Source organism: Sulfurospirillum barnesii SES-3 (genome assembly GCF_000265295.1).
Lineage (GTDB): Bacteria > Campylobacterota > Campylobacteria > Campylobacterales > Sulfurospirillaceae > Sulfurospirillum > Sulfurospirillum barnesii.
This window is the reverse complement of record NC_018002.1, coordinates 1034235-1060244: the sequence shown is the minus strand read 5'-3', so window position 1 is coordinate 1060244 and position 26010 is coordinate 1034235. Positions and strand designations below refer to the sequence as shown.

26 protein-coding genes and 1 other RNA gene are annotated in these 26010 nt (G+C 38.7%); 9 read left to right on the top strand and 18 right to left on the bottom strand.

Annotated elements, in window-relative coordinates; translation table 11 throughout:
* The first annotated feature begins 61 nt into the window (after positions 1-61).
* Positions 62-589 (top strand): peptide-methionine (S)-S-oxide reductase MsrA, encoded by a 528-nt coding sequence (gene msrA / locus SULBA_RS05415; protein ID WP_014769269.1) that lies wholly within the window; start codon positions 62-64, stop codon positions 587-589.
* Here msrA and SULBA_RS05410 read toward each other — a convergent pair whose 3' ends face one another.
* The 13 genes from SULBA_RS05410 to SULBA_RS05355 all read right to left on the bottom strand — a co-directional run bounded on the left by SULBA_RS05410 (position 590) and on the right by SULBA_RS05355 (position 14384).
* A complete protein-coding gene (locus tag SULBA_RS05410) occupies positions 590-1330 on the bottom strand; it encodes an MBL fold metallo-hydrolase (RefSeq protein ID WP_014769268.1) in 741 nt (246 codons plus the stop codon).
* Positions 1331-1351: 21 nt separating this feature from the next.
* Positions 1352-2194 (bottom strand): zinc transporter ZupT, encoded by an 843-nt coding sequence (zupT, locus tag SULBA_RS05405; protein WP_041671937.1) that lies wholly within the window; start codon positions 2192-2194, stop codon positions 1352-1354.
* A gap of 6 nt (positions 2195-2200) precedes the next feature.
* On the bottom strand, positions 2201-3004 hold the full coding sequence (gene thiM, locus SULBA_RS05400; protein WP_014769266.1) for a hydroxyethylthiazole kinase: 804 nt from the start codon (positions 3002-3004) through the stop codon (positions 2201-2203).
* Positions 3005-3008: 4 nt separating this feature from the next.
* A complete protein-coding gene (gene thiD / locus SULBA_RS05395) occupies positions 3009-3812 on the bottom strand; it encodes a bifunctional hydroxymethylpyrimidine kinase/phosphomethylpyrimidine kinase (protein WP_014769265.1) in 804 nt (267 codons plus the stop codon).
* Positions 3813-3853: 41 nt separating this feature from the next.
* A complete protein-coding gene (locus SULBA_RS05390) occupies positions 3854-5854 on the bottom strand; it encodes an EAL domain-containing protein (RefSeq protein ID WP_014769264.1) in 2001 nt (666 codons plus the stop codon).
* A gap of 12 nt (positions 5855-5866) precedes the next feature.
* The gene (locus tag SULBA_RS05385) at positions 5867-7336 is read right to left on the bottom strand and encodes a sensor histidine kinase (RefSeq protein ID WP_014769263.1); all 1470 of its coding nucleotides are present in this window, start codon (positions 7334-7336) and stop codon (positions 5867-5869) included.
* On the bottom strand, positions 7326-7739 hold the full coding sequence (locus SULBA_RS05380; protein WP_014769262.1) for a hypothetical protein: 414 nt from the start codon (positions 7737-7739) through the stop codon (positions 7326-7328). The genes SULBA_RS05385 and SULBA_RS05380 overlap by 11 nt, the downstream gene beginning before the upstream one ends.
* The gene (locus SULBA_RS05375; RefSeq protein WP_041671812.1) at positions 7727-9613 is read right to left on the bottom strand and encodes a porin family protein; all 1887 of its coding nucleotides are present in this window, start codon (positions 9611-9613) and stop codon (positions 7727-7729) included. The genes SULBA_RS05380 and SULBA_RS05375 overlap by 13 nt, the downstream gene beginning before the upstream one ends.
* 10 nt (positions 9614-9623) lie before the next feature.
* Positions 9624-10805, bottom strand: coding sequence for a cation:proton antiporter (locus SULBA_RS05370; protein ID WP_014769260.1), 1182 nt, complete (start codon positions 10803-10805; stop codon positions 9624-9626).
* 25 nt (positions 10806-10830) lie between these two features.
* An RNA gene (rnpB, locus tag SULBA_RS12840) (RNase P RNA component class A) lies at positions 10831-11236 on the bottom strand.
* Positions 11237-11515: 279 nt separating this feature from the next.
* Entirely contained in the window at positions 11516-12424 is a 909-nt protein-coding gene (locus SULBA_RS05365; protein ID WP_014769259.1) for a sel1 repeat family protein, read from the bottom strand.
* A gap of 26 nt (positions 12425-12450) precedes the next feature.
* Complete coding sequence (gene truD, locus SULBA_RS05360) at positions 12451-13542, bottom strand: tRNA pseudouridine(13) synthase TruD (protein WP_014769258.1); 1092 nt, start codon at positions 13540-13542, stop codon at positions 12451-12453.
* 17 nt (positions 13543-13559) lie between these two features.
* Positions 13560-14384, bottom strand: coding sequence for a thiamine-phosphate kinase (locus SULBA_RS05355; protein WP_014769257.1), 825 nt, complete (start codon positions 14382-14384; stop codon positions 13560-13562).
* A 177-nt stretch (positions 14385-14561) separates the two neighbouring features.
* On the opposite strand from SULBA_RS05355, the gene SULBA_RS05350 reads away from it, so the two are divergent.
* The 3 genes from SULBA_RS05350 (at position 14562) to SULBA_RS05340 (ending at position 16615) form a co-directional block, all read left to right on the top strand.
* Positions 14562-15239 (top strand): DUF5644 domain-containing protein, encoded by a 678-nt coding sequence (locus SULBA_RS05350; RefSeq protein ID WP_014769256.1) that lies wholly within the window; start codon positions 14562-14564, stop codon positions 15237-15239.
* Positions 15240-15250: 11 nt separating this feature from the next.
* Positions 15251-16096 carry an HdrB C-terminal domain-containing protein gene (locus SULBA_RS05345; protein ID WP_014769255.1) on the top strand — a complete coding sequence of 282 codons (846 nt, stop codon included), beginning with the start codon at positions 15251-15253 and terminating at the stop codon, positions 16094-16096.
* 126 nt (positions 16097-16222) lie between these two features.
* The gene (locus SULBA_RS05340) at positions 16223-16615 is read left to right on the top strand and encodes a class II SORL domain-containing protein (RefSeq protein ID WP_014769254.1); all 393 of its coding nucleotides are present in this window, start codon (positions 16223-16225) and stop codon (positions 16613-16615) included.
* A gap of 11 nt (positions 16616-16626) precedes the next feature.
* On the opposite strand, the gene SULBA_RS05335 is transcribed toward SULBA_RS05340, so the two are convergent.
* From SULBA_RS05335 to SULBA_RS05315, 5 genes are all read right to left on the bottom strand, one after another.
* The gene (locus tag SULBA_RS05335; RefSeq protein ID WP_014769253.1) at positions 16627-17457 is read right to left on the bottom strand and encodes an SIR2 family protein; all 831 of its coding nucleotides are present in this window, start codon (positions 17455-17457) and stop codon (positions 16627-16629) included.
* Positions 17444-18841, bottom strand: a complete 1398-nt coding sequence (locus tag SULBA_RS05330; RefSeq protein WP_014769252.1) for a sigma 54-interacting transcriptional regulator — start codon at positions 18839-18841, stop codon at positions 17444-17446. Before SULBA_RS05330 ends, SULBA_RS05335 begins: the two co-directional genes overlap by 14 nt.
* Before the next feature lie 77 nt (positions 18842-18918).
* A complete protein-coding gene (gene nifT / locus SULBA_RS05325) occupies positions 18919-19128 on the bottom strand; it encodes a putative nitrogen fixation protein NifT (RefSeq protein WP_014769251.1) in 210 nt (69 codons plus the stop codon).
* A 9-nt stretch (positions 19129-19137) separates the two neighbouring features.
* On the bottom strand, positions 19138-20775 hold the full coding sequence (locus tag SULBA_RS05320; RefSeq protein ID WP_014769250.1) for an L-aspartate oxidase: 1638 nt from the start codon (positions 20773-20775) through the stop codon (positions 19138-19140).
* The gene (locus tag SULBA_RS05315) at positions 20772-21896 is read right to left on the bottom strand and encodes an aldo/keto reductase (protein ID WP_014769249.1); all 1125 of its coding nucleotides are present in this window, start codon (positions 21894-21896) and stop codon (positions 20772-20774) included. Before SULBA_RS05315 ends, SULBA_RS05320 begins: the two co-directional genes overlap by 4 nt.
* Positions 21897-22038: 142 nt before the next feature.
* Here SULBA_RS05315 and SULBA_RS05310 point away from each other — a divergent pair, with 142 nt between their 5' ends.
* The 5 genes from SULBA_RS05310 to SULBA_RS05285 all read left to right on the top strand — a co-directional run bounded on the left by SULBA_RS05310 (position 22039) and on the right by SULBA_RS05285 (position 25981).
* Entirely contained in the window at positions 22039-22281 is a 243-nt protein-coding gene (locus tag SULBA_RS05310; protein WP_014769248.1) for a helix-turn-helix domain-containing protein, read from the top strand.
* The gene (locus SULBA_RS05305; RefSeq protein ID WP_014769247.1) at positions 22271-23434 is read left to right on the top strand and encodes a type II toxin-antitoxin system HipA family toxin; all 1164 of its coding nucleotides are present in this window, start codon (positions 22271-22273) and stop codon (positions 23432-23434) included. The genes SULBA_RS05310 and SULBA_RS05305 overlap by 11 nt, the downstream gene beginning before the upstream one ends.
* 347 nt (positions 23435-23781) lie before the next feature.
* Entirely contained in the window at positions 23782-24534 is a 753-nt protein-coding gene (locus SULBA_RS13080) for a hypothetical protein (protein WP_014769245.1), read from the top strand.
* A gap of 72 nt (positions 24535-24606) precedes the next feature.
* Positions 24607-25173 (top strand): hypothetical protein, encoded by a 567-nt coding sequence (locus SULBA_RS05290; RefSeq protein ID WP_014769244.1) that lies wholly within the window; start codon positions 24607-24609, stop codon positions 25171-25173.
* Positions 25174-25261: 88 nt separating this feature from the next.
* On the top strand, positions 25262-25981 hold the full coding sequence (locus SULBA_RS05285; protein WP_014769243.1) for a TerB family tellurite resistance protein: 720 nt from the start codon (positions 25262-25264) through the stop codon (positions 25979-25981).
* The last annotated feature ends 29 nt before the right edge of the window (positions 25982-26010 follow it).

Below are 26010 nucleotides of genomic sequence, written 5' to 3'. Positions count from 1 at the left end.
TCTTTTAGTTTTTTTCTCTTTTACTCTGTTTCATGTTTCACTACACGCAAAGGATAACGCTATGAAGAAAGAGATGGCAACGCTTGGTGGCGGATGTTTTTGGTGCTTGGAAGCGGTCTTTGAAGAGACACGAGGTGTCCTTGATGTGGTGAGTGGTTATACGGGAGGGCAGAGCTCTCATCCTACCTACGAAGCGGTAAGTCGTGGCAACACAGGACATGCAGAAGTAGTACAAATCACCTATGATGCTTCCATTATTTCCTATGAAGAGATTTTAAAAATTTTCTGGCTCATTCACGACCCAACCAGTCTTAATGCACAAGGAAACGATGTAGGAACACAGTACCGTTCTGCCATCTTTTACCACGATGAGATGCAAAAAGAAAAAGCACAAACCTCGCTTAAAATCTTTAGTGCAAAATTCACTAAACCCATTGTCACTGAAATAAAGCCTTTGGAACACTTTTACAAAGCAGAAGCCTACCATCAAGACTACTTTAAAAATAACCCCAATCAAGGCTATTGCATGTTTGTCGTCTCTCCAAAAGTGGAACATTTTAAGCGTGAGTTGAAGGATTTTGTTAAGTAGTTAAACCTCTATGCTAAATCCTTGCTCGATGTAAGGATACGTTAAATTCACACCTTTTTTTAAAACACCTAAAAGGGTGTGGCAACTGGCATGAATTAAGTAGCCCTCTTTAGGTGCGATACGCTCAATCAAAGTGTGTGCACTCTCCCAATTCAGATGTTTATCAGAATCAAACGAAGGCGTATACGCAGCGTCTAAAAAGAGATAATCCAGTTTTTGTGCTTTCAAAAAGAGAAGGCTCTCTTCGCTCATCCCTCCACAATCGGTCAAATACGCCACCCGTTTGTTACATGTAAAGAGTACAAAACCGTGTGTCGCTTTGGAATGAAGCAAAGGTGTCGCCACAATCTCAACACCCCCAACACACACTTTTTCAAAGGGAGCTAAAATGCGGTACTCGATGTTATTCTTATGCACTAATAAATCCCCAAAGCCCTCTGTATCATTGGGTGTGTAGCAAATCACTTTTTGTGCGGATTTGCGTAAACGAATCAATCCCAAAGCATGGTCGGCATGAAAATGGGTCAAAAAAACCGCTCGAATGGGTGTTGTATTAAAGCGATCCATTAAGGTATCACACCCTGCATCAAATAAAATGACACTGCCATCTTCTAACTCCAAAAAGGCACTGGTAGAGCGATTGGTTGTTTTTTCTAAACGTGCCTTTTCGCACACCGCACACGAACACAAATGCAGAGGAATTCCACCTGTATCGGCTGTTCCTAAAAATTCAAATTTCACAGACGCTCTTTTCCTTACCAATTAGACTAATTTAAACGCAACCAAACTTATTGCCATCACCAACATCCCCAAAACAATCCCTAAAATAGTCGTATGCGCATTGCCATACATGCGTGCAGAGGGCAAAAGCTCATCAAAAGAGATGTATACCATGATGCCTGCAACCATTCCGAAGGTAATGCCAAGGGTCAGCTCACCCATAATAGGTAAAAGTAAGAAAAAGCCAACAACGGCTCCCACAGGCTCAGCCAGCCCTGAGATAAAGGCATACCAAAAAGCACTTTTTCGATTGCCCGTTGCATGATAGATAGGCAAAGAAACTGCCATACCTTCAGGAATATTGTGAATCGCAATAGCGAGTGCAATACTAAAGCCCAAGCTTAAATCATCTAAGGCTGAAATAAAGGTTGCAAAACCCTCTGGAAAGTTATGAATGCCAATGGCAAGTGCTGTAAAAATTCCTGTTCGTTTTAGGGCTGAATTTTTAAGCACAGAGTGTTTATTGCCCTCTTTAAGTACACTGAGTTCCTTATCGCTTTTGAGTTCGTGAGGGTTGACATCTTCAGGAATAAATTTATCAATTAAAGCACTCAAACCAATACCGCCAAAAAAACATACCAACGCTAAAGATTCCCCTAAAACGTCACTGCCATAAATCGTAATAAACGATATTTTAGACTTATCTAAAATCTCAACAAAAGAGACATACACCATCACACCTGCTGAAAACCCCATACCAATGGATAAAAAAGTGTGATCTTTGGCTTTGGAAAAAAATGCCAACAAGGCACCAAAGCCTGTACTAAGACCTGCAAAAAGAGTCAATAAAAAAGCAGGTGCAAATTGTGCCCATGTCACATCCATCATTGCTTAGCCTTTTAAATATATACGTGCTTTTTCAAGCACCAATGAAGCATTCATTTTGCTTATCCTATCAAATAATGAAATACGAAAAGTACCCATACCTTTACTTTTATCTGCCAATTCGCCAGCAAGAGACATAGTAGAAATTCCTAAAATAGCACTGAGCAAAGGATTGTTTGTTGCTCCTAAAAAACTGCCAATCAATGAGCTACTCATGCATCCTGTGCCTGTCACACTTCTTAGTGCTTCATCACCATTGCAAAGTGTATACGCGTGTGTGCCATCACACACAACATCTTCTTTGCCTGTAATGGCTATCACACAGTTTAATTTTTTAGCTAATCCCTGAGCAATACTAAGCGCATCACTTTCATCTTCAAGTGAATCCACCCCCGAACTTTTGGTTTCCAATCCTGCTAAGGTTTTCATCTCCGCCATATTGCCACGAATCACACTAAAGCGAATCTGCTCTAGCAACCGTGCCACGCTTTGGCGACGAAAGGTTGTTGCACCAACACCTACAGGGTCTAAAACCACAGGAATACCCTGAGCATTCGCCGCACGTCCAGCTTCGAGCATTGCCTCAATACTCTGGGTATTGGCGGTACCAATATTTAAGACCAATGCCTGAGCAAATCCTACCATTTGAGCTACTTCACTGATTTCACTTGCCATAATAGGTGAAGCACCAATGGCTAACACCACATTGGCACACTCATTAACCGTCACATAATTGGTAATATGATGAATCAGGGGTGTGGTGTTTTCTAGGGCAGCAAAAGCCTCGTGTATGTGTGTTTTTATATCCATAACCCTACTCCTTTATGCCCGCTTTTTTATACAAAGCGTAAAAATGGTGAACAGGTCCAACCCCTTTTCCAAGGGCAAATCCATGTGTTATGGCTTCAGTGATGTATGCTTTTGCCTCTTCTACGGCTTCTTTTACACGCATACCTTTTGCTAAATTTGCAGCAATGGCGGAGGAAAGTGTACACCCTGTGCCATGCGTATTTTTGGTCTCTAAACGCTTTACATGTAAACAATAAAACGATTCTCCATCAAATAAAACATCCGTGGCATCTTCTTCTAAATGCCCCCCTTTCACCAAAACATACGTGCATCCTAGTGTGTGCAAATCCTCTGCAGCTCGTTTCATAAGCGCTAGCGTGTTAATCTTATAACCAACCATCACTTCGGCTTCAGGAATATTGGGAGTCAGCAGGGTTGCCATCGGCACTAAAAACTCAATCAGCGCTTTTTGAGCTTGGGGGGCTAAAAGGTTGTATCCACTTTTTGAAACCATAACAGGGTCTATGACAAGGGGTGGGAGTGAGTATTTTTTGAGTGTTTTTGCAATGATTTCAATCGTTTCAAGGCGTGAGACCATACCAATCTTAATGGCATCAACACGAATGTCATCAAAAATAGCTTCGATTTGATGGGCTATCATGGAAGAGCTCACATCTTGTACATCAAAGACACCTTGCGTATTTTGTGCAGTAATAGCCGTAATCACACTCATTCCAAAAACACCATTGGCACTAAATGCTTTTAAATCAGCTTGAATTCCAGCCCCTCCGCTACTATCTGAACCTGCAATTGTTAAACAATGTTTCATTTTTTCCTCATCCAAATATTTTACATGTAAAGCGTGTAAGGCTAAAAGCCTTCTGTATCTTTATACGCCTGAATCAACTGGGGTTTTCCAAAATAGTACCCTTGTGAATAATCGACCCCTATGGCGCACAAAATGGTAAAAATAGTCTCATCTTCAACAAATTCTGCCACGGTTTTAATCTGATGCTCTTTGGCAAATCCAACAATGGTTTTCACAATAGAGAGGGAATAAGAATCCGTAGCTAAATTTCGGACAAGACTTCCGTCTATTTTAATCATATCAGGCTCATAATCCAGTAAGCGTCCAAAATTAGAATAACCACTTCCAAAATCATCAATGGCAATGTTCACACCACGCTCTTTGACCTCTTGAATAAATCGTTTAATCACATCAAATTCTTTCACATTGGCATCTTCTAGCAACTCAAAAGTCACACGATGAACCTCATTTTTATGGACTTCTAAAAGCGATATAATCTTTTCACGTGTGGCTTTTTCTTCAATATCAACGGCTGATAAATTAATGCTAATACCAGCAGTGGTATCATAAAGGGCTTCAAAGGAGTTTTCTAAAACACGCTGTGTAATTTGCGTATAATAGCGCCCTTTTTTAGAGACGTCAAGAAAATCAGAAGGATGCCAAAGCGTACCATTTTGGTTGATTAATCGCACCAAAGATTCAAACTTAATAATTTTTTGTGTTTTATTATCAACAATGGGTTGAAAATGTGACACAATATTAGAAGATTTTAATGCCTCTTTAACTGCAATCATAATGCCCATATTCACTTCAGCTTGTGTTTGCATCTCTACAATCAAATTCGTTGCTAAAATAAAATTGGTTCTTTTTTTCTCAAGTTTTTTAATGCCATAATGCGCACTCTGATAAGGCTCTTTACCACCGTATGCCAAACTTGCCAATAAAGAGACATTGTATTCAATTTCATTAAGATGAATTGTGGAAGACTCAATGAGTTGTAAAAATTCTTTAATTTTTTGGCAAAAATGCTCTACATCCAAAGGGCATTGACTTTTTTCAATGGCAATAGCATACTCACCTGAGCCTAGTAAATATATTTTTTTAAACGGACAAATAGAAGAGACGCCTACAAAGAGTTTTTCAGACAATCGCTTTTCCAAAAGCTCCATTAATTCATTGCCATAAAACTCTTCAATGGTCGCAAAATTTTCTATTTTAAATAACACTACAATAGACTCTTTGCTAACACTTAAATAATCAAAAAGTTGTTTTTTTGGATTCATAATTTCGGTAATATCATTGTTTAAAGCAATATACTCAACAATCTCACCTTGTATATCTAAAATAGGTTTTATGGCACTTTTCACATAATAACTGCTGCCTGATTTACTACGATTTTTAATCACTCCTTGCCATAAATTTCCACTTTTAATACTCTTCCACAGTGCCTCAAAAAAATCATCTGGCATATCAGGATGATGGATAATGTTGTGCTTTTGACCTATGATTTCATGACGATTAAAACCAGAAATCGAACAAAAAGCATCATTGACATAGGTAATCACCCCTTCTTTATTGGTCTTAGAAACAATGGCACTTTTATTGGTGACATCAAGGTATTGGCTTAGGAGCATCTGTATTTTTTGATTTTCATTTTGTAAATGAATTTTCGCAATCACACGGCTTAACACTTCCATAAACTGCCCAATTTCAACAGGTTTCAAAAGATAGCCCTCGACACCTAAACGAATACTTTCAACAAAATAAGGGGTATCGTTGTATGCAGATAGAATTAAAATAGGTGTATTGGGACTCATTTTTCGCATACGCTCAGCCATCTCAAGACCACTCATCTTAGGCATATTTATATCGGTAATAACCAAATCAACAGGGTATTTTTTAAATTTTTCAAGCCCATCTTCAGCATCAACAGCCTCAATAACAGAACCAAAAAACTCTTCAAAAATAAGCATAGAACCCGCTCGCACACCCACATTATCCTCAACATACAAGAGTGTTAGACTTTTAGCATTTTCAATACATTGTTTAAACCCAGACTCCATCTTTTTTCCTTTTTATTCACTCAGTGAAAATAATAACGTAAAAATGGCGCCTTTATCACCATTTGTGACGTTCAACTTTCCACCACAATGCTCTTCAACAATTTTTTGACTCATGTACAAACCAATCCCTGTTCCATCTTTTTGGGTTTTGGTACTAAAATAAGGTTCAAAAATATGTGCCATAATCTCAGGAGGTATGCCTCCACCATTATCACTGACTTCTAGGATTAATTCTGTTTGTGTTTTATAGGTTGCTATCTTAATCCATGGTTGCTCAACACTGTTTTCCAACAATACATCTTCTGCATTCTTGATTAAATTCACGAGAACTTGCATCATTTCATTGGGATAGGTCATAAAGTCTGTGTGCGCATGAAACTCTAAAATAATTTCAATTTGTTTATGATTTAAGGCATCATGAACAATGCTTAAAACCTTCTCAACAATACTCTCCAACGTAACACTTTTTTTAGCTTTGCTTCCTTTAAAAAAATGCCTAAAATCATCAATCGTTTGGCTTAAATAGTAAACGTATCTATTAATGTCACACAATTTTTCTTCAAACAGTTTTTCATCAAACTTATTGAGTGTCATTTTTAAACGCAAGCCCTCTACCGAGGAAGCAATGGCACTAAGAGGCTGGCGCCACTGATGCGCAATCATATTAATCATTTCTCCCATTGATGCCAAACGGGATTGCTGAATAAGGTGTTGGTCTTTTTGTCTGTTTTTTTCAACCTCTTCTTGAACCCGTTCTTCCAATGTTAGATTAAGTTTTTCAAGCGCTTTTTGAACTTCATTTTTTTGTTCTTCACGTCGCTTGTCCATACGTATTACAAAAATCATAATGGCAAAAATAAGCAATAAAAAAAGAACCATCGTTTGAAGAAAATGTTCCAACCCAACCAGAGATGAGACGACCTTTTCATAATGCTCTTTTGAAAAATCCAACGCCAAAATAGCGACACTGCCATCTTTTTGCACCAGTGGATATAACAAGGTTGCCCAAAGAGAATCAACACTCTCTTTTTGATAAATCACTTGAGGTGTACGTGTATAAAGTACCTTAAGCCATAAACTATTTTCAGGTTCAAAACGCTCTTCAAAATGAAATTTATCGCTTTTTTCTTCTCCACCATCTAGTAAAACACGAAACAAAATAGAGTGCACATCAGGTTGGTCAACCAAAAAAATATTTTTTATTTTTTGTGTTTGAAACGTTGCAAGAAAACGCTCTAATGCTTCTCTTTGTTCTGGAGAGTGCCGCAAAGTTTGGTATAAATCTCCCTTGTCTTGCATACTTAATATATACGTCGAAATATTATGCGATACCTCACGCACTTCTTCTAATCGTGTGAATTCAAAATGGCTTACAATCTCATTTTTCGTATAAGAGAAAAAAAGATAAAACAGAAGTGTTATCGCCAAAAGCATCATCGTAACAAAGGTTAAAAAGCGTGAAAAGCTGATTTTATTCAACATAACGTACCAACTCTTGCGGTAAAAGAATATGAAAGGCTTCACAGCGTTCTTTATTAAAACGCAGCTGTGGACGTCCTTTGCGCCAATAAAAAGCACCAATTACCTGTGTATCATTTTTAAAAACATCGTAATTGGTACTAAAACGGGGCAAAGCTTTACATGTAAACGAGAGTACTTCAAAATTTTCCCCATAAATGAGGCTGGCTTGCTCACACGTACTCACAAGGGCATCAAATGAGCTTCCCTGAAGAGAGATTGCAGGTTGGTTTTCATACACACGCAACGTGCTATTTTCCACTACAAGAAGTTTTAAAACCTTGGCAATAAGTTCTTGTTCAGGTGTTTGGGCATAGCTGAGTACCCCAAAGAAAACTCCAATCCATAAGGCTCTTAAAAAAGCCATTCAAAACCCAATACAATTTGTCGTTCTTGAACAGGAATGCCCAAAGATTTTAGGGGAGTCATGGTTGAAAAATCAAACCGTGAAAAATACTGTTTTTCACCTTTTCCTAAAAGATTTTGTCCTTTAAGGCTTAGAATAAAATTATCATTTACATTGTAACGAAGTCCTAAGGTAAGGTCGTATCCTGTGTAATCATAATATTTGCTGTGTGTGATAAACATCTCTTCAAAAAAATCAAATTTACCGTATCGGTTTTGGTTGCGTAATACAATTTGATGATTTTCATACACAACATCGTACCCCGAATGATCGATACGTTTATATCGGTATGAGAGGAGCACTTTATTGATCGTGTTATAGTGATACGTGTACTGTAGTGAGGCATTTAGATGCTGAGTAATGCCATCTGCACTATTAACTCTTAGGGTTTCATCGACATAAGGAGTATTATCAATCCATCCATAACTGATAAAAAACTCATACAAAGAAGCGCCCTCTTCATACTTAAACTCTTGTGCAAAAGAATCCAAAATCATTTTTTTAGGATACGCTGTTTTCATAAAAAAAGAATCTATTAAATACGGTTCAATATACCCCTCCGTATGAAAGAAAAAACTTTTTGATGTCCATGCATCATTGGTATAAGTGATTCCTGCACGAAGCATCTGTATGTTTTCACTTTTATACCCTTCATTATTATCAACATGGCTTGTTTGGATTCCAAGTGTTGCAACAAGATTATCGGCTATCAGGTAACTGTCTTCGAGAAAGAATGAACCAACCGCTTGCCTGGTATGCTCATTTTGCGGAATACTTACCCCATTCATTTTAACCGTTCCAAACTCCACCCATTTTTGACGGTACTTTACCCCCGTAATGAGGTGGTGATTGCCAAGGGTTGTGTTGTATTTTAACTCTGTGGTAAGGGCTGAACTTTGAGCTTTACTCTCTAATTTATTTACAGGAGTCCCCTTGTAATAAAACAAGGGAGAATCTTCATACAATACTTCATCTTTTAAGCCATCGTATGCAAGCGAAAACTTCCAATTCTCAACGGTTTTCGTATAACCTATGTGGGCATCTTCTGATGAGATTTTAGCATTGTCCAAACTCGCATCAGCACTCGGTCCTATCCAAGCACCTTTGTTGGCTTTAGACGCATTAATAAGGACACTTTGGGTTTCATCGTGAATGCTTGTTAAGAGATTGTAACGCTTCACATCACGGTTTAGATCTTCCTTGCTTGTCTCATACTCTTTTCGCTTATCGTAAGATGAAGAGATACGGCTCATGTAGTCTATACCATTTTCCCGCCCAATATACTGAACATTTTGTGTTGAACCCCCACGGCTTGTCACAAGCGTTTGTATACTTCCACCACCATCTGCATCTGCTTTTTTTGAAAAGATACGAACTAAAAGGGATGTTGGCTCACTGGAGTACTCAAAAGAAGAAGAGAGATTGTAAAGTTCAATATGATCTGCAAAACCCAAATCCAAATCACCCACAATCATCATTCCACTACCATACATTGCAGTCGTCACTTCTTGATCATCAATAAAAATGCGCACCATACTTGAAGCAAAAGGAATGGGACCAAAACTTAAGGGGTCGGGTAAACTATAACGGCTGATGCGATACCCATCAATGGTATATTTTAAAATATCACTCAGGTATCTTACCTGCATCATATCAAGGTCATTGCGAGAGTAGATGGTTGAAAAACCATTGTTTTCTAATTTTGTTTTTTTTGAAAAATCATTCGTTTTTTCAATCGTATGCAAAAGTTCTTCAATCGAATTTTCAGCCAAAACACCCGTACCAAGGCAAACGAGGGAGAGAAACATAAAAAACTTTTTTGCTCGTTCGCTCATTTGAATGTTCTTAATGTTGGGTACCTTCATTTTTTTGTTCATACCGTTTAAAAAGATGCATTAAGACTTGAATCAAAATCATAATTAAAACGCCTTCCATCAAGGCTGCTACGATAAAAGAAGCGTATTCATTTTCACCAATGGCACCATTTTTAACCGCGATGGTAGCAATCGCAACCAAAAAGGTTAAGGGCATTGAATCACCTAGTGAGAAAAGAATGGTGCCTTTTAGTCCCAAATAACTGTAGTACGCAGCAAAAGAGCTGAACATTCTTGCTCCAACCATAGCAAGAACAATCCAAAGTGCGTGAATTAAGATGTGAGGGGTTAATACCAAATTTAAATCAAGTGTTGTTCCAACAAAGATAAAGAACAGTGGAACCAAAAAGCCAAATCCAAACATTGAAAGCTGATGTGGGAGCTCTTTTTTATGCGCAAAAAAGTTAGAGATAAAAATTCCAGCAAGAAAGGCTCCTAGTACCATATCAATTTCTAACCATTGCATGGTGGCTATTAACACAAAGAAGAGTGCCATACTAAAGCGCAAACTCTGTTGCATGGTGTCATTATTTGGCATAATCATACGTTTTAAATTGGGATACCACCAAAAAATAATTTTTAAAAATTGAAACAAAAAGTACGTTGCAAAAAAGACAGCGATTAAAATTAAAATACTTTTTGCAAAGTGCCATCCAAGCCCATGAGTAATCGCACCATCAAAAATAACAAGCGCTCCAATACTAATCAACTCACCAATCACACCAATAATCAATGAGAGTTCTAACCAACGATGCTCTCGTCCATGCTGATTAATCAGCGCCATAATCATTCCTAAAGAGACAATCGGAATCGCAACAATATAAACAGGAGAAAGGTTAAAAAAGAGGTATAAAATGAAAGAAATCGCATATAAACAGAAAAAATATAAAAGTGCTTTTTTTAAAAAACGATCACGGTAATGCAAAAAACGCTGAATGTCAATCTCTAATCCTGCTAAAAACATAAGATAAAAAAAGCCGATTTTGGCTAGATCTCGGAAGACTTCATTGCCTACATGTAACAATCCTATCCATACAGCTAAAGAGCCAAGTAAAATTTCAACCACAGGGGTAGGAATACGAAAAAATCGAGAGAGAATAGGAGAGAGAACCATTAGGAGCATAACATGCGCTAAAAAGATAAGATTTTCCAAATGTATCCTTATTTTAGGCTTGTGTCAAAAAGGTACAGCGATAAGCCGGGTTCTGTCGTGGGTGATTATTTATCTACGACTTACCTTACGGTAAGCCTCTAGCGAAGGGTTTATCGTGTGTGAGACCAAAACCATCCCTTCTTGCTGCAGGTTGGGTTTACCTAGCTGCTCTAATTACTTAGAACACTGGTGGGCTCTTACCCCACCGTTTCACCTTTTCCATTAAACTGTCTTCTTGGAGACAAGCAAGGCTCATCACCAATTCCTCTCACAAAAGCTATGCTTTCGCAAGAGAGGCATAATGGTAGTTTACTCTCTGTTGCACTGTCCCTTAGGTTACCCTAGCCGTCCGTTAGGCGGAACCATGTCTCACATGCAGCCCGGACTTTCCTCTTAAACGTGAGTGTTCAAGCAATCACCTACTGTACCTTTTTGAAGCATGGATTATAGCGAAACTTTTATGAGTTCTTCTATAAAGACCCATAAAATGGCTTTATCAAGTGAAAATTCTAAAATAGTGCCTACCATTTATTTTGAATCACACCTGATACTTTTTATGATATTTTTGAATTTTGAAGTAACTTATCCAAAATATTTCCGTTGAAGAAAAAACAATTTCAACAAATTTACCATAAATGAAAATTTTTGATAGGCTATTTGTCTTCCAAAAGTATAAATTCAATAATAGATGAATAATTGTCTAAAGCTTATTATTCATTAAATTTAATTACAAAATTCACTGGTACGATCATTGTTTTGATACCATACACACTAGGGATTGGATGATATATTTTTTCTTTACTTTGCTTTATAAACTCTTGATTAATGATCTCATCTTCTGATTGTTTTGTCAAAATAACTTCTTCAATAGTACCATTTTCATTTAACGTTATTCTTTCTTCAATATGTACGTTATCACTCTGATTTTCGAATCTTGAAAATATTAACGTCTTAAGCAATTCCATATTTGGTAATTTCAAAGCATCTTTTGGAAGATATTTATAATAATATTCTTTAGATAGCTTATAATCAACTTCTTGTCCTTCACCCTTCAATGCCATTTGACTTAATATGTAATAAATGTTGGCATCATATAATTTAGCTTTTTGAATCGTGGCCAAATAGTATTCTAAAGCTTGTTCAAAATCCTCTTGACTGTAGTAATAATCTGCTGCCCTTTTAAGTTGCATGGCTGCCAAAGGTTGATAAAATGTAGATATATTTTCTTTCTTTTTAAAAATTCTTGCTTGTCCAAGGCAACAATATCCATCTGTTTTATATTCTAATTTTTTTTTCAAAAAACCACCATCATAAAAATGAAAACACCCTAAGTTATAATAATAAAAAGCTTTGTCTAGCATTGCACTATTAGTTTTAACTTGCTTTTCATAGTATAAGCCTGCCATATAACATGCATCGAGTTCATGGAGTTCTTTACACTTTTGTTCCAGAACATTAATATGCGTATCATCGTCTCCTGAAAATTCAATACTAGTTTTTTTTATTCTCATACTTGTGTTATATGCAATTTGTTCTGGATCGATTGTTGGACCTTTCCCACAACCAATGAATAACAATACGAAGCTTATAACAAAAAAAATACATGTTATCTGCTTCATTTTCATCCTTTTTCCATGTTATGTTATTATAAATCTTTAAACTGCTTTGTCAATTCTTCTATAATTACGGTCGCATAAGAGCCTTTGGGAAGTGAAAAGTGCATCTCAAACCATGCCTCTTCCTCTTTATAAACGCCCTCAACCTCTTCTGCAAAACTCCATGCAAAACGTCTGCTTCCATTGAGTTTGTCTAAAAAAGGCTCACACTCTTTAAACATCTCTTGCTCAATCACACCCGCTTCATGCTCTGCACGAATGTTTTTACCACCGAGTAACCAGCCTGCAATGCTAATGCCTCGCTCTAAAAAGCGGGGGAGTTCTTCGTCCACATTTTCACACACAAAGGCTTTTCCTGCTGGGTAGTGGTGCAAGACATCACCATGCATCATTTTAAAGAATTGGGGTTGTTTTTTAAGATTTTCGACCATTTCTTTAGGTAAATTGGTAGAGCGTACGCCATCACTCACATTAAACTCTTCAATCAAGCGACTGATTTCAATGCGCTTAGAGAGCCAATTGTTAAACAAATAGCTTTGATACGCATTAATAAAAAACTCTTTCATCTTAGGGTTTCGCTCTTTTCTGCTTCCCTCTAAAATAGCTTTGCCTTTAAGGTAATTATCGCCATCAATGCCAAAACGCTGGTAGCCAAAAAAGTTTGGAAAGCCCTCTTTGGCAATTTTTTTAAGCCCATCTTGAAGTTTTTTCGCATCAATGTGGCTGACTTTTTTAAGGCGTACAAAAAAGCGGTTGCCTTTAAGATGTCCTGTGCGTATTTTATTGTTATGGTACGTCGTATCTAAAATCTTAATTTTTTCATGCGAAAAATTGGCAAGTTTTGGCTCAAAACTCTTATGAAGAGAGACATACTGTGTGGTCATACCCTCTTTGTCTTTAAGCCCAGCATACCCAAAATCACGTACTTTACACCCTGTGACTTCACTTAAGTATTGCAACATATCCCATGTAGTCATATCTTTTTTTCTTACATGTAAAACCAAATGCTCGCCCTCACCACTAAAGGGATAAAGGGGAATTTCACTCACCACAAAGTCACTGCTGTTTTTGGTGAATGTAGCATTTATGGGTGAATGGGTGAGAAAGAATTGTCGTATCATTGTGTTCCTTAAAATGGTTAAAAATGGTGTTCTTTGCACACACATCGGTAGCGTTTTCGTGCTACGTGTCCGATGATGTTAATTTTCGTTCGTGTCTGCTGTGCAATGCGTAATATGCCCTGTTTATGACGGGGATTAAAACTAAAAAGCATTTCATACTCTTCTCCGCTGCACAAAAGCCGTTTGGGAAGTTTTTTCTTTACATGTAACCCCACATTACCACTCTCTTTTAAAAGGCGTGAGAGGTCTTTGGAGAGTCCATCGGAGATGTCCATGCCTGAACTTAAGTATTTTGCGCTTTTGTAAACAAAATTTGCTTTCAATGTTGGTCTTATAAACCGTGTTTTTTTTGAAAGAGAACCGCCTCGAAGCAGGCGAGTGAGCCCCTTATACGAATGCCCCAGTTTTCCCGTGTATGCTACTAAATCACCCACTTTGGCATTTTTTCGTTCTAAAGCTTTACCTTGAAGCGTGGAGACAATTGTAATGGAAATCATCATTTTTTCGCCTGCGGTGGTATCGCCTCCAATAATTTCAACACCGTAACGCTTTGCCATAGCTTCAAAACCACGTGCAAGCTCTGTAAGTTGTGCATGGCTAAACTGTTTGGGAAGCACCACACCAATAAGTGCGTAGCACGGTTTTGCATTCATGGCAATGGCATCGGAGAGGTTCACTAACATACTTTTTTGCGCAATTTGCTCTAAACTCATCCATGCGCGTTTAAAATGAATATCCTCACAAAACAAGTCTTTTGAGTAGACATAATTTCCCACAACAGCTCCATCATCGCCAATGTGTTTGCTTCCAAAATGGGAGATAAAAAACGCCTCTTTTGACATTTGTCCTCTTTGATACAATGCGTATAGAATGAGCGTTGATTGTATAATGTCATGCATTAAGAAGCCATTAGACTTATTTTAAGGGAAAAATCATTCTCAAATTAGCTTTCATGTAACAGATTCTTACAAGTAATCTTGCGCTAATATAGATAAACACATCTAAAAGGAGTCCTAAAAATGGAGTGCAAGCTCGAACTTAGCGTTTTTCGTTTTGACGCTAAAACGGATTTTTTACCCTACTACACAAAACATTTTATCACGATAGATAAAAACCAAAGTGTGCGTGATCTTTTGGCATTCATTCAAGCCCAAGAAGGTGGTTTTGACTACCCAAAAGATGAATTTTCTGCTTTAAAAATCAATGGTAAAGCACTTTTTAGTGATGCCTCGCTTGATGGCATAGTAGAGCGTTTTGGCAAAAGTTTAATCTTAGAACCACTCAGCACCAAACGTGTTGTAAAAGATTTAATCATTAATACCGATGATTTTTACCAAAAATTTGACCTCCTTGATGCCTTTGTGGATGCAAAAGATAAACCGCTTTTTCAAAGCTATATCATCTATCACTATGCTTCAGCTGTGCTTGATTTTGTAGAAGATTTTCAAGGGGATGCCTTGTTTGCTTTTGCTTACGATATGATTCAAAAACATCCTAAACAAAAACATGCCATTCTCGAAGTCGTGGCAAATGAACACACAGGTGTTTTTTTACATGTAAAGCTGTGCAATAAAATTTACCCCTGTGGCGCAGAAGTTGAGCAAAAAATCATTGAGCTTCAAAATGAAATCATGCAGCATCACCCATTAACCTCTCCTCTGGTTAAAAAACTTTCGCACGCTATTACTCTTTTGTAAGGAATATGTCTATGAAACCCTATTTTCTTTTTGAATCCCTTATTGAACGTGAAAAAACAGCTCCTATGCTTTTGGCTGCTCGTAAACTTGTCGAATATTTAAACCTAGATGCCATCCCGTTTACACATGCAAAAGCCGATGTTGGTAGTGAATTTATAGGGCTTGATAAGCTCAAATTTTTAGAACATTATGCGTACAATCTCTCCCATGCTAGCCATGAAAAGCGAGATATTCTCTGTATTGAGCAGAGCTCTTTTATTGCCCATGCGTACACAAAAGAGCTCCTCTTAAACGATGAAACCCTTTACGCAGTGATTGAGAAGCAATTGCACACAAAAAATATTTCACTCAATCTTGAGAGTAATGTGGTGTGCCTAGAACAAGTTTTAGTTGAAGACGTAGGCATTGAAACACTTAAACAGCACATAAAACATCCTCTAAATAACTTCCAAGCGGCTCTGTTTTTAGGAACACACGCGTGTCGTGCACGAAAATACCGCAAAGAAACGCTCCTAACCCAATTACTTACGACACTGAAACTCAAATCCATCTCCCATGCAAGCATGTATGAGAGCGATGGGTATGAGGTATTAAAGGCATCATCGCTTCTTTCTAAGCAACTCGCTTCACGAGCCATACTTGATATGTTCGATAATGCCGCAGATTTTGTACTTATAAGCGATGCGAGAAGTTTTGTTATGTTGGATTTTTATCAGCAAGAACTTGAAAACGTCGCAGGTCGTGAGATTAATCTTCCTATTTTAAGCTTACCACAACTCCTTTTGCTGGCTTTTGGTATGCACGATAAAAAAAGCATTGGACTAGCCCAACACAAAGTCCCCATTACCCTTATCTAAGCCTTATAAAGAAGCAGAAACACTCTGCTTCTTAAAATTTTATAAATCAGAGTGATTTCATCTTATTTTTTATCTCCTTTTGCGTGACTTTTTTGTATCATTCTCAAAATTTAAAAAGGAGTTAAAATGCCAAAAATCAATCGTTATGTTGATATTGACACCGTTGAGAGAGAAGCGAAAAAAGACTATATCGATAGACACTCTCCGTTCATCGCCTGTGAGCCCACAGCAAAGCAAAATGAGCCATTTAAAGTAACTATCAAAGTAGGCAATGTTTATTCACACCCTGATGATTTTGACCATTACATCGCCAATGTACAACTTTACAATGGTGAAACCTTGCTCGCTAGAGCTGATTTTGTCTCAGGAACGCTTGGCGGTCAAGATAAAAAAGGGCAAGCTGAAGTGACATTTACCATCATCCCAACAGGGAAAAAACTCAACCTTGTAGCACACAGTTACTGCACCAAACACGGTGTTTGGGAAAGTGAGCCAGTTGAGGTAAGCGTAGCAGAGTAAAAAGCATGCCCTCAATGGGCACCTTTTAAAAAATGCTCCAAATTTGTTTCTAAATGCGTGATATGGTGTGAGAGTAAGAATTTCTCCTCTTTTTTGGTGAGTTCATTTTTATCGCCCACACTGTATCCACCACTAAGCCCCATTGTAATTTCATTCGCAACCATTCGAAACGTATCACGGTCAAAATCAAGCCCTAAAAAAAGATAGGCTTTGTTTTCACGATAGGTCTTTAAAAAAGCAGGGATAGCATACCCGCCCATCGCTTCGGTGAGCCAATCCACAAAATCCGCATCGGAGATAATAAAATTTTTCTCAGGCACCACGCACCCTAAAGGTTTAAAAAGAATGGGTAACATGGAGTTTAAAAGCTCTTTTTCAATGCGCTCGTAACGCTTCTCCTGAGCGTGGTACATGTAAACCATAAAACGCTCATACCCACCCATAATCCGACTCACCCCTGTCACTAAAAAGTGGTCGGTATCGGCGTAGAGTTTCAACAAAGAATCATCCAAATTGACATCCACAACATAGCGAGGCATAAGGCTTTTAAGCCACACATACACTTCTGGCACGGCATAAGGTTTGGAGGTAAAAATATGGTTTGTCATCCCTTCAATGTACGCCCTTCCCTTGCGTTGCTCCAAACTCATCGCCGCACGAGAATACTCATACATCAGCCGTGGCGACATCGCACGTCCGCCATTGAGTGCCAAAATCATTGAATCGCTATCGTACGGGATTTGCATGCCCTCTTCATTTTGAGTCTCTTTAAAGACTCCCATCCCAATAAAAGGAACCAGCACGCCCTCTCGTATGTGTTGCTCTAATTCAGCTCTCTTCACTGTATATCCTTCTTTGACACATCAATTTTTGATTAAATGCTGGTAAAAGCAGTAACATTTCATCCGCACTAATGCCATCTTCACTTCCCATCAGCACAATGCGCTCTACGGTGTTTTCAAGCTCACGCACGTTTCCAGGCCATGTGTATTGGCATAAAATCTCCATCGCTTCATCGGTGATAAGCACCTTTTTTTTATGGTTACTCATAGATTTTTGCAAAAAGAAATTGACCAATAGCGCTATGTCATCGCCTCGTTCACGAAGTGGCGGCAAGTCAATAGGAATGACATTTAAACGGTAGTACAAATCCTCTCGAAAGGTGCCATTTTTAACCATCTCTTCAAGGTTGCGATTCGTTGCCGCCACCAAACGGACATTGACTTTAATGGTCTTGCTTCCACCCACCCGTTCAAACTCTCGCTCTTGTAAAACACGCAAGAGTTTGACTTGCGCTGAAGCGGAGATGTCACCAATTTCATCTAAAAAAAGTGTGCCACCATCTGCTAATTCAAAGCGCCCTTTGCGTGCCTCTTTGGCATCGGTAAAGGCTCCTTTTTCATGCCCAAAAAGCTCACTCTCAATCAGACTATCGGTAATAGCGGCACAATTGAGTTTTACAAACGGCTCATCTTTGCGTTTGGAGCGTTTATGAATGGCCGCCGCCACCAGCTCCTTACCCGTTCCTGTCTCGCCTCGTACCAAAACGCTCACATTACTGCCTGCAATGCGCTCTACCACGTTATACACCTGCTTCATTTTAGGACTCTCTCCAATGATGTCACCAAAATTGTGCACCTTAGAGTCCCACTCCATTTTATAGTAGAGTTTGAGCTCTTTTAAACGCTCTTTTTCTTTAAGATTAATATCGTGAGAGCGGATGGATTGCGCAAAAATAGAGCTTAAGATGGTTAACACACGCACCGTACTTTCAAAACCAATAGCGGTGGTTTTACTCATACTTGCGCCCAAAACCCCAATGACCTCTTGATCCACCAGCATGGGAACGGCAATGTACGAGAGTGCGTTTTTATCACGATTGCCTGATTTGTTTAAAAACAGCATGTCACTGTGCAAATTCTCAACAATCACAGGCTCTTTGCTTTGTGCCGCAAAGCCTGTAACACCTTCGCCTAGTGTGTATGTAGCAAGCTCTTTTTGATGTTTACTAAAGTCAATACAGGCGTATACTGTTAAAAGAGTGTCATCCTGCAACGTGTGAATGACACATTTTTCCAACTGAAGCCTATTTTTTAAAATATGTAAGGCTTTTTCAAGCGATGCAACCAAATCTAACGAGTTTGAGACAACCGTTGCTGTTTCATAAAGTGTCATCAGTTCTTTTGTTGTGAGGCAATCCCCACATTTGCCCTCATACGGAACCATTTTGCACTCCTTCATCGCTTTATGCTAAAATTATAGTTAAAATTGAATAATTAATATACAAATTTTATGTTCACATTTTAATCATTTAATTTTTTGCACACCTCTTCTTTGGGCAAATTCTTTTTGCCTGGCTGAATCCACCATGTCTCACCATTGCTCAAGGTTACTTCACCACCCCATTGCTCATCGCTCTCAAACTCCAAATGCGTAATCGTCTCTTCCATATCTTTTTTGGCGATATAAAAATAAATTTCTCCATTATCTTCTCGTAACATCACTTTTGCCATTGTTTATCCTTATGTTAAAATTTTTTTGAGCCATCGTAAAAAAGGGCTCTCTTCGTACTGCACTTTAAAAAATCCTTTTTGCAATTCACGGATTAAGACATGGCGATTTCCCTCTTTACATGTAAACACATAATCCTCCCTAAAATGCGCCCCTCGGCTCTCTTTTCGATACATTGCACTCAAGATAATCGCCTCACTCAGCTCCAAAGCATTGCGTAACTCTAAAATGGAGATGAGCTCAACATTATTGTTTTTACTTTTATCGACGCAGTGCAAGGTATTGGACTCAAGACGCAGGTATTTCATATAGTCAAAGGCTTCTTGCAGACGCGTTTCATTGCGATAAATGCCCACTTTATCAAACATAATTTTGCCCACGGAAATACGCATGGCATTAAAGTTTTTACTACAATCCCCCTCAAAAATGCGCTCCACCAGTCCCATATTTTTAATCACGACACGGTAATCAATGGGTAAAAACTCTCTATTGTAAACATACTCTCTAGCCTTTTTACCTGCTAAAACGCCAAAAACTCCCCCTTCTAACAAAGAGTTCCCACCCAAACGGTTCGCTCCATGCACCCCTAAGGCTGCACACTCGCCACAGGCAAAAAGCCCTTTAATAGCCGTTTCACACATCGTTGATTCAATGCCACCCATGCTGTAATGCGCCACAGGTTTTATCTCCAAAAGCTCACAGCAAAGGTCAATACCCGCTTGATTGTAGGCACTTTTATAGAGTGAGGGCACACGGCTTAGAAGCGTCTCTTTGGGGATGTGTCGCATGTCAATAAACACTTTTTGCCCCGCTCGCATCTGCTCAAAAATAGCCCGTGCGAGCACATCTCTGGTGCCTAATTCATTGACAAAACGCTCCCCTTTGGAATTAATCAGATACCCACCCTCGCCTCTGGCAGCCTCAGAGACCAAATAGCCCGTTTTGGCAAATCCCGTGGGATGAAACTGAACAAACTCCATATCTTTAAGACTAAGACCTGCTCGAAGGGCGATGCTCAGCATATCGCCTGTACAATCTTGTGCGTTGGTACTAAATCCTCGATAAATCCCCGCATACCCTCCGCCTGCAAAAACGACGGATTTGGCAGGATAAACACTCACCGAAGAATCCACCTTCTTAAGTGCCACCACACCGCTAATGTACTCCTCAATGGTGGTAATATCCATCACAAAATGGTTCACCAAAAAATCAATGCCTACCTCTTTGGCATGTTTAATTAAAACCTGAATAATAGCAGCCCCAGTGCTATCGCCTACAAAACAGGTGCGTTTATCGCTTCCTCCACCAAAACTTCGCTGTAAAATGTTCCCCGCCTCATCCCTGTCAAAGAGAACACCATAGCTTTGTAATTTTTTAATCACATGAGGTGCTTGTTCGCATAAATACGCAATGGCTTTTTTATTGCCGACATCTTTAGCACTTTTGTACGTATCGCTGATGTGCTCCATAATCAGCGCTTTATCGTTTTCATCTAAGACCGCATTGATGCCTCCACTGGCTAGTGCACTGTTGGATTTGAAGATGTTCCCTTTGCACATGAGTGCTACGCTGTTTCCCTCACCCTTTGCCTCAATAGCCGCCATCAATCCAGCAATGCCTGAGCCTATTACTATGACATCGTAACTCATCTGCCATCCACCTTATACAAAAGATTATACTTCACCATGCTCACCGCATTTATCTGCGCAATTTCCACATTCTCTTTTACATGTAAAGGAGAGTGCGAGCTAAAAAGTGCGCTTAAAAGCCCTCTTGTGGAACGGGCAAATTGAAGGGCAAGTTGCACATCGCTGTGAAGTTGCATGTTAGAATCAAGCAAATAGCCAATCTCAGGCTTAAAGGGTTTTTTAAACAGGTGCATCTGCAACAACGAAGCACTGCCTATCACCCCAAGTCCTAGTTTATGCGCTACCTGCACAGGAGTGTACAAACCGCCATCGCTCATCTTTTGCGTTGCGAAGGTATTGGCATGGGTTTTGGCAATGTTAAACGGGAGTTGGATGTAGCGAAAATGGTGTCCATCACCACCTATTTTTTTTGCAATTTCATAAAGCTTCTCAAGACTGATGTGTTCGCTATGCCCTTCATCGTAAAAAAAGGCATTCCACACAGCAACCCCATACGAAGCCATTTTCCCCTCAGCCACCCACACCTCAAATGCCTCAAAAATTGCCTCTATTTGGGTGTAAAATGCCTCTTTTCCTAAGCGTAGCAGTTGGGTTTCAGGGTTGTGCAAAAAGTAGATGTCCAAAGCCTTTACATGTAAATTTTCCAAAGAGCGATGGAGTGAATCTTTGAGAAACGCAACACTCATACAGTGCTGATCAAGCTCTATCTCCTCTTTGCTTGCTAAAGCTTTTTGAAAAATATTCTCCTCTATCCATGTGTAGGGATTTTTAGGGAAGGGAAAACACAGGGGGATGAAACCGCCTTTGGAGCAGAGTATCAGCTCTTCACGGTTCACTTCACCGCTTGCAAATAATGCTTCAAGGACTTCACCTATCTCTTTTTCACTTTGTTGGTAGCGGTAATTAATGGCGGTGTCAATGAGGTTAATGCCACTTTTTATCGCCTCTTTGAGCGCACTTTTATAATCAAAGGTGTAATTTTCCTCTTTATAAGGCTCTTTTTTAAAGGTTCCAAAGCCCAATTTGGAGAACAAAAGCCCATCGTGCGCCATGTAAAAATCTTTATACTGCGCAAAACGCTTGGCAAAACGGTGCGTGGCTTCAGGAGTGGCATAAGACATCGTTCACCTCGTTTTTTACGAGATGATTTGCAAGAAGTATTCCTTACATGTAAAGAATCGTAAAAACATAAAATTGAACAATATATTTGACATTTATAGATGAAAGTTATAAAATGTCTAAAATATTAGTCAAGGAAGCATTATGGACTTAAGAGAGTTTGGCACACACATGGCTCAACTTCGTAAAGCCAAAAAAGTGTCACAAGAGCAACTCTCTCGTGACCTTAGCATCTCTCGTGCTACCATCAGCGCCCTTGAGAATGGCACAAGCTCAGATGTGGGCATCAAAAAAATACTCCAAATCCTTGACTACTTAGGGTATGAGCTTACATGTAAAGAAAAATCACCCTTCCCTACGTTTGAGGAGCTAAAAGATGAACGATAGTTTACATGTAAAGGTTTCTAACGAAAAAGCGGGAAGCATCCTGCTTGAAAATAATGAATACATTTTTGACTACACGACGGGGAATCCAGACGCTTTTGTCTCTTTAAGTATGCCCGTGCGAGCCAAAAGTTATGCTAACCCCAAACTCCACCCCATCTTTGAGATGCACTTGCCAGAGGGGTATCTACTTTCCATCATCAAAAAGCATTTCTCAAAGATAACCAAAACCGATGACTTCGGACTGCTTCAACTCATGGCACAGAGCATCAAAGGTAGGCTTACCTATGATGCAGATACTACGCCCAAAGACGAAATTCTTAGCTTAGATACGCTTCTTCATCCCAAAAGTGAAACACTCTTTGATGAACTCGTAACCCGTTTCGCTCTAAACTCGCCACTCAGTGGTGTTCAACCCAAAGTCTTAGCCAAAGTGCGTGACAAAGTCACCTTACCACTGCAAGAATACATCGTCAAGGCATGGGGTGAAGAGTACCCACACTTAGCACTCAATGAATTTTACTGCATGAGCATCGTTAAACGTGCAGGCATAGAAGTACCTGAGTTTTATCTATCTGATGACAACAAGCTTTTCATCATGAAGCGTTTTGACATCAAAGAGGATGGAAGTTACCTAGGTTTTGAAGATATGTGTGTGCTTCAAGCCCGTCAAGCCGATGAAAAATACGAAGGCTCTTATGAGCACATCGCCAAAAGTATCAAAACCTTTGTCTCGCCCAAACACAAGAAAAAGGCGTTGAGAGACTTCTTTAAGATGATGGTCATCAACTCCCTCGTACAAAATGGCGATGCCCACCTCAAAAACTTTGGCGTACTCTATGAAAATATTAACGACATTTGGCTTGCACCTGCGTACGATGTCGTCTGCACCACACTCTACATCCAAAAAGACATCCCTGCTTTGCATCTTTTAGGAAGTAAAAAATGGTGGAGTAAAGCGTTTTTGCTCCGTTTTGGCAAAGAGAGTTGTGAGCTAAATTCTAACGAAACACTCATGCTTTACGATGAATGCGTTGAAGCGATACGCATCACTGCGAATGAAGTGAAAGAGCGCATTGAGGGGGAAAATGATTTACATGTAAAGGTATTTTTGAGCAGTTTGGTGGAAGTGTTTGAAAGAGAAAAAGACCATTAATTGTTTCGTTTATTTTATATTCTCTTGTTTCAATGATATAGCCCTATAAAAACTCACATTACGACACAACCTGTCAGGTACTCTGGCTACACTTCTTCCATAATATTTAGGAGAAGGATGAGCCTTTATGCTTTCAATTACAATAAGTATTACTTCCATTATTCTTACAATATATATTTTAAGGCAGTGTATCTGCGATTTATCAAAATCTGAATTGGACATATACTCATGTTTTCAAGATTATGAAAGTGATATTTCAGAAAGCTATACAGCAATTGAAAAAGCTTTAGAAAATCAACAAGACATAGACAAATAATATACAAAAATCTAACGACAAGGAGCATTTGATGCTAATAAAAAAAATAGTGGTTTTATCTATTGTGAGTTTTAACTGTTGGGCTGCTACTATGCCTTGGGAGACAGGCTGGGCAATGGGCGGAACATCAACGTATGCCATTATCGACAAAGATAATAACCAATTACTCATAGAGTGTAATGACCAAAGTGGAGCGTTATATTTAAGAAATGAAAAACGAAATGATGTCAATGTAGGGCAAGTTGTTGCGATTAGTGTTAACAACACTAAAATGACTGTGCCAACAAGCATTGATACCACAAGTGCTCAAAGCGATAAAATGGCTTGGGGGAATTTTATTTATTCTCTTTCAAAATCTAAATCTATCACACTCAACAATAAAAAATTTGAGCCAAATAACTCAGAAAAACTATCAGACATAGTACAAGCATGTACAGCTTATGATGAATCGGATAGCAGTGTACCACAAAATACGCCGCAGCAAACAACAAAACCTGTACTTAAAGTAAGCGTACACTATGAACAAGGAAGCTTTGGCAGTATTCCTGTCACCGTGCCTATCTTGCATTTAGTTGGTCTTAGTGAGAAACCCTTTAAAGTTCAAGGGCTTGTCGTCAATAAAGGCAATTGTAAAGTTACTGCATACGGATTAGACAAGTTAAAAACACCTATGGTTTATGGCGAAGAAAGGACGGTTCCTTTGGCAGCATCATCGACATGTAGCACTATATTGGATATTGACGTACGAACAAATTTAGGCAATTTTTCTTATACCATGCAATAATTCTTCTAATGACACAACCTGTCAGGCACTCTTGATAAACTTCTTTTATATATTTGAAAAAAGGAGTTTGTCATGATCCCAGTAGTTGTTGGAAGTATAGCCTTAGTTGCTGCAGGTTACGGTTTAAAAAAGTATTTGAACGATGAATCGTTTTTTGAATCAGACGTATTTTCTACATTAGAAGAAGATGAAAATGATGATACAGATGCTCTTTCAAGCTTTGACGTAATCAAAAAAACCTTAGAGAATAGCACTTTAAAAGAGGTATTTTTGGCTCTTGGTGAAATTAAAAATCTTCCATTAGAGCTAAGCATCAAACCATTACAGTCTTATAAAGAGACCGCTATTGATTTACCTCTTAATGATGAAAATCTAGCCATCCTAAAATCTTTTTGCGATGTACTTGAAAAAGTAAAATCACTTCTCAATACACTTTTAGATGAACTTGATATGTTTGTCGTCAGAGAAAATGACTACTCAAAGTATAACCATGAAGAGAAAGAAAAGATGCAAGAACTTGTGTTACTTGTAAAAACACTGCAAGAGGTACTTTCTCTTCCTTTGACATTTGATCATGTGACAATCAATAGAGCGGTGAAAAGAGGGTATGAAAAACTGAAACATTTTGAAGCAATTTAAGCATCTTTATAGACAGGGGGGGGGTAATATTTGTCCTTATACAAGATTATCTTGTATGCAATATACAATATTCCATGAGGGAGAAAGAATGGGTTGGTTTAAAACTATGAGTTATATTGGTTTAGGCGTTGCAGGTGGTGTTGCTGCTATAGCAGCTGCTCCTTTCACAGGCGGTGGGTCATTACTAGGTGCAGCTACATTGGCGACGTCTTTAGCAGGAGCAGGAACAATTGCAGCAGCAACTGGAGCAGCAGCAGTTGCTGGAGGCACGGGTGCATACTTAGCTAAAAAAGATGATGATGATGATGAAAAAAAAGATGAAAAAATTTCTGAATTAGCCTTAAGAGCAAATAAATTAGAAACAGGACTAAAAAAAGCATTTCAAAGTTTTGAGGGCGATAAAGAATATTTTAATTTCATTGTAGGGATGACAGCTCTAGGTTTAGCAATGGCAAATGTTGATGGTGAAATATCTGCTGAAGAAAGAGAAGAAATAGATGAATTTGTAGGGGGAATTGCCAATTCTCATTACCCTCAACACGTTAAAGACAGTATTCAACAATTAAATGAAAACATCCCAAATCTTATGACGGCAATGAAAGTGTATATTTCTAAAGTCAATCCAAAAAATTATGATGTTTTGAGAGATTTATTAAAAATTGTCATGCTCGCTGATGGTATAGAACATGAAAGAGAAATCGCTTTTATCAGTGCATTTGAGCAACAGATTTTACAAGTAGAATACCAACCAGAAAAGATTGATACTAAAGGTGAGTTTTTATTAACTATTCAAGCAAATATCGCATAAGTTATATTTCTAGGTAGCTTTGCTACCTA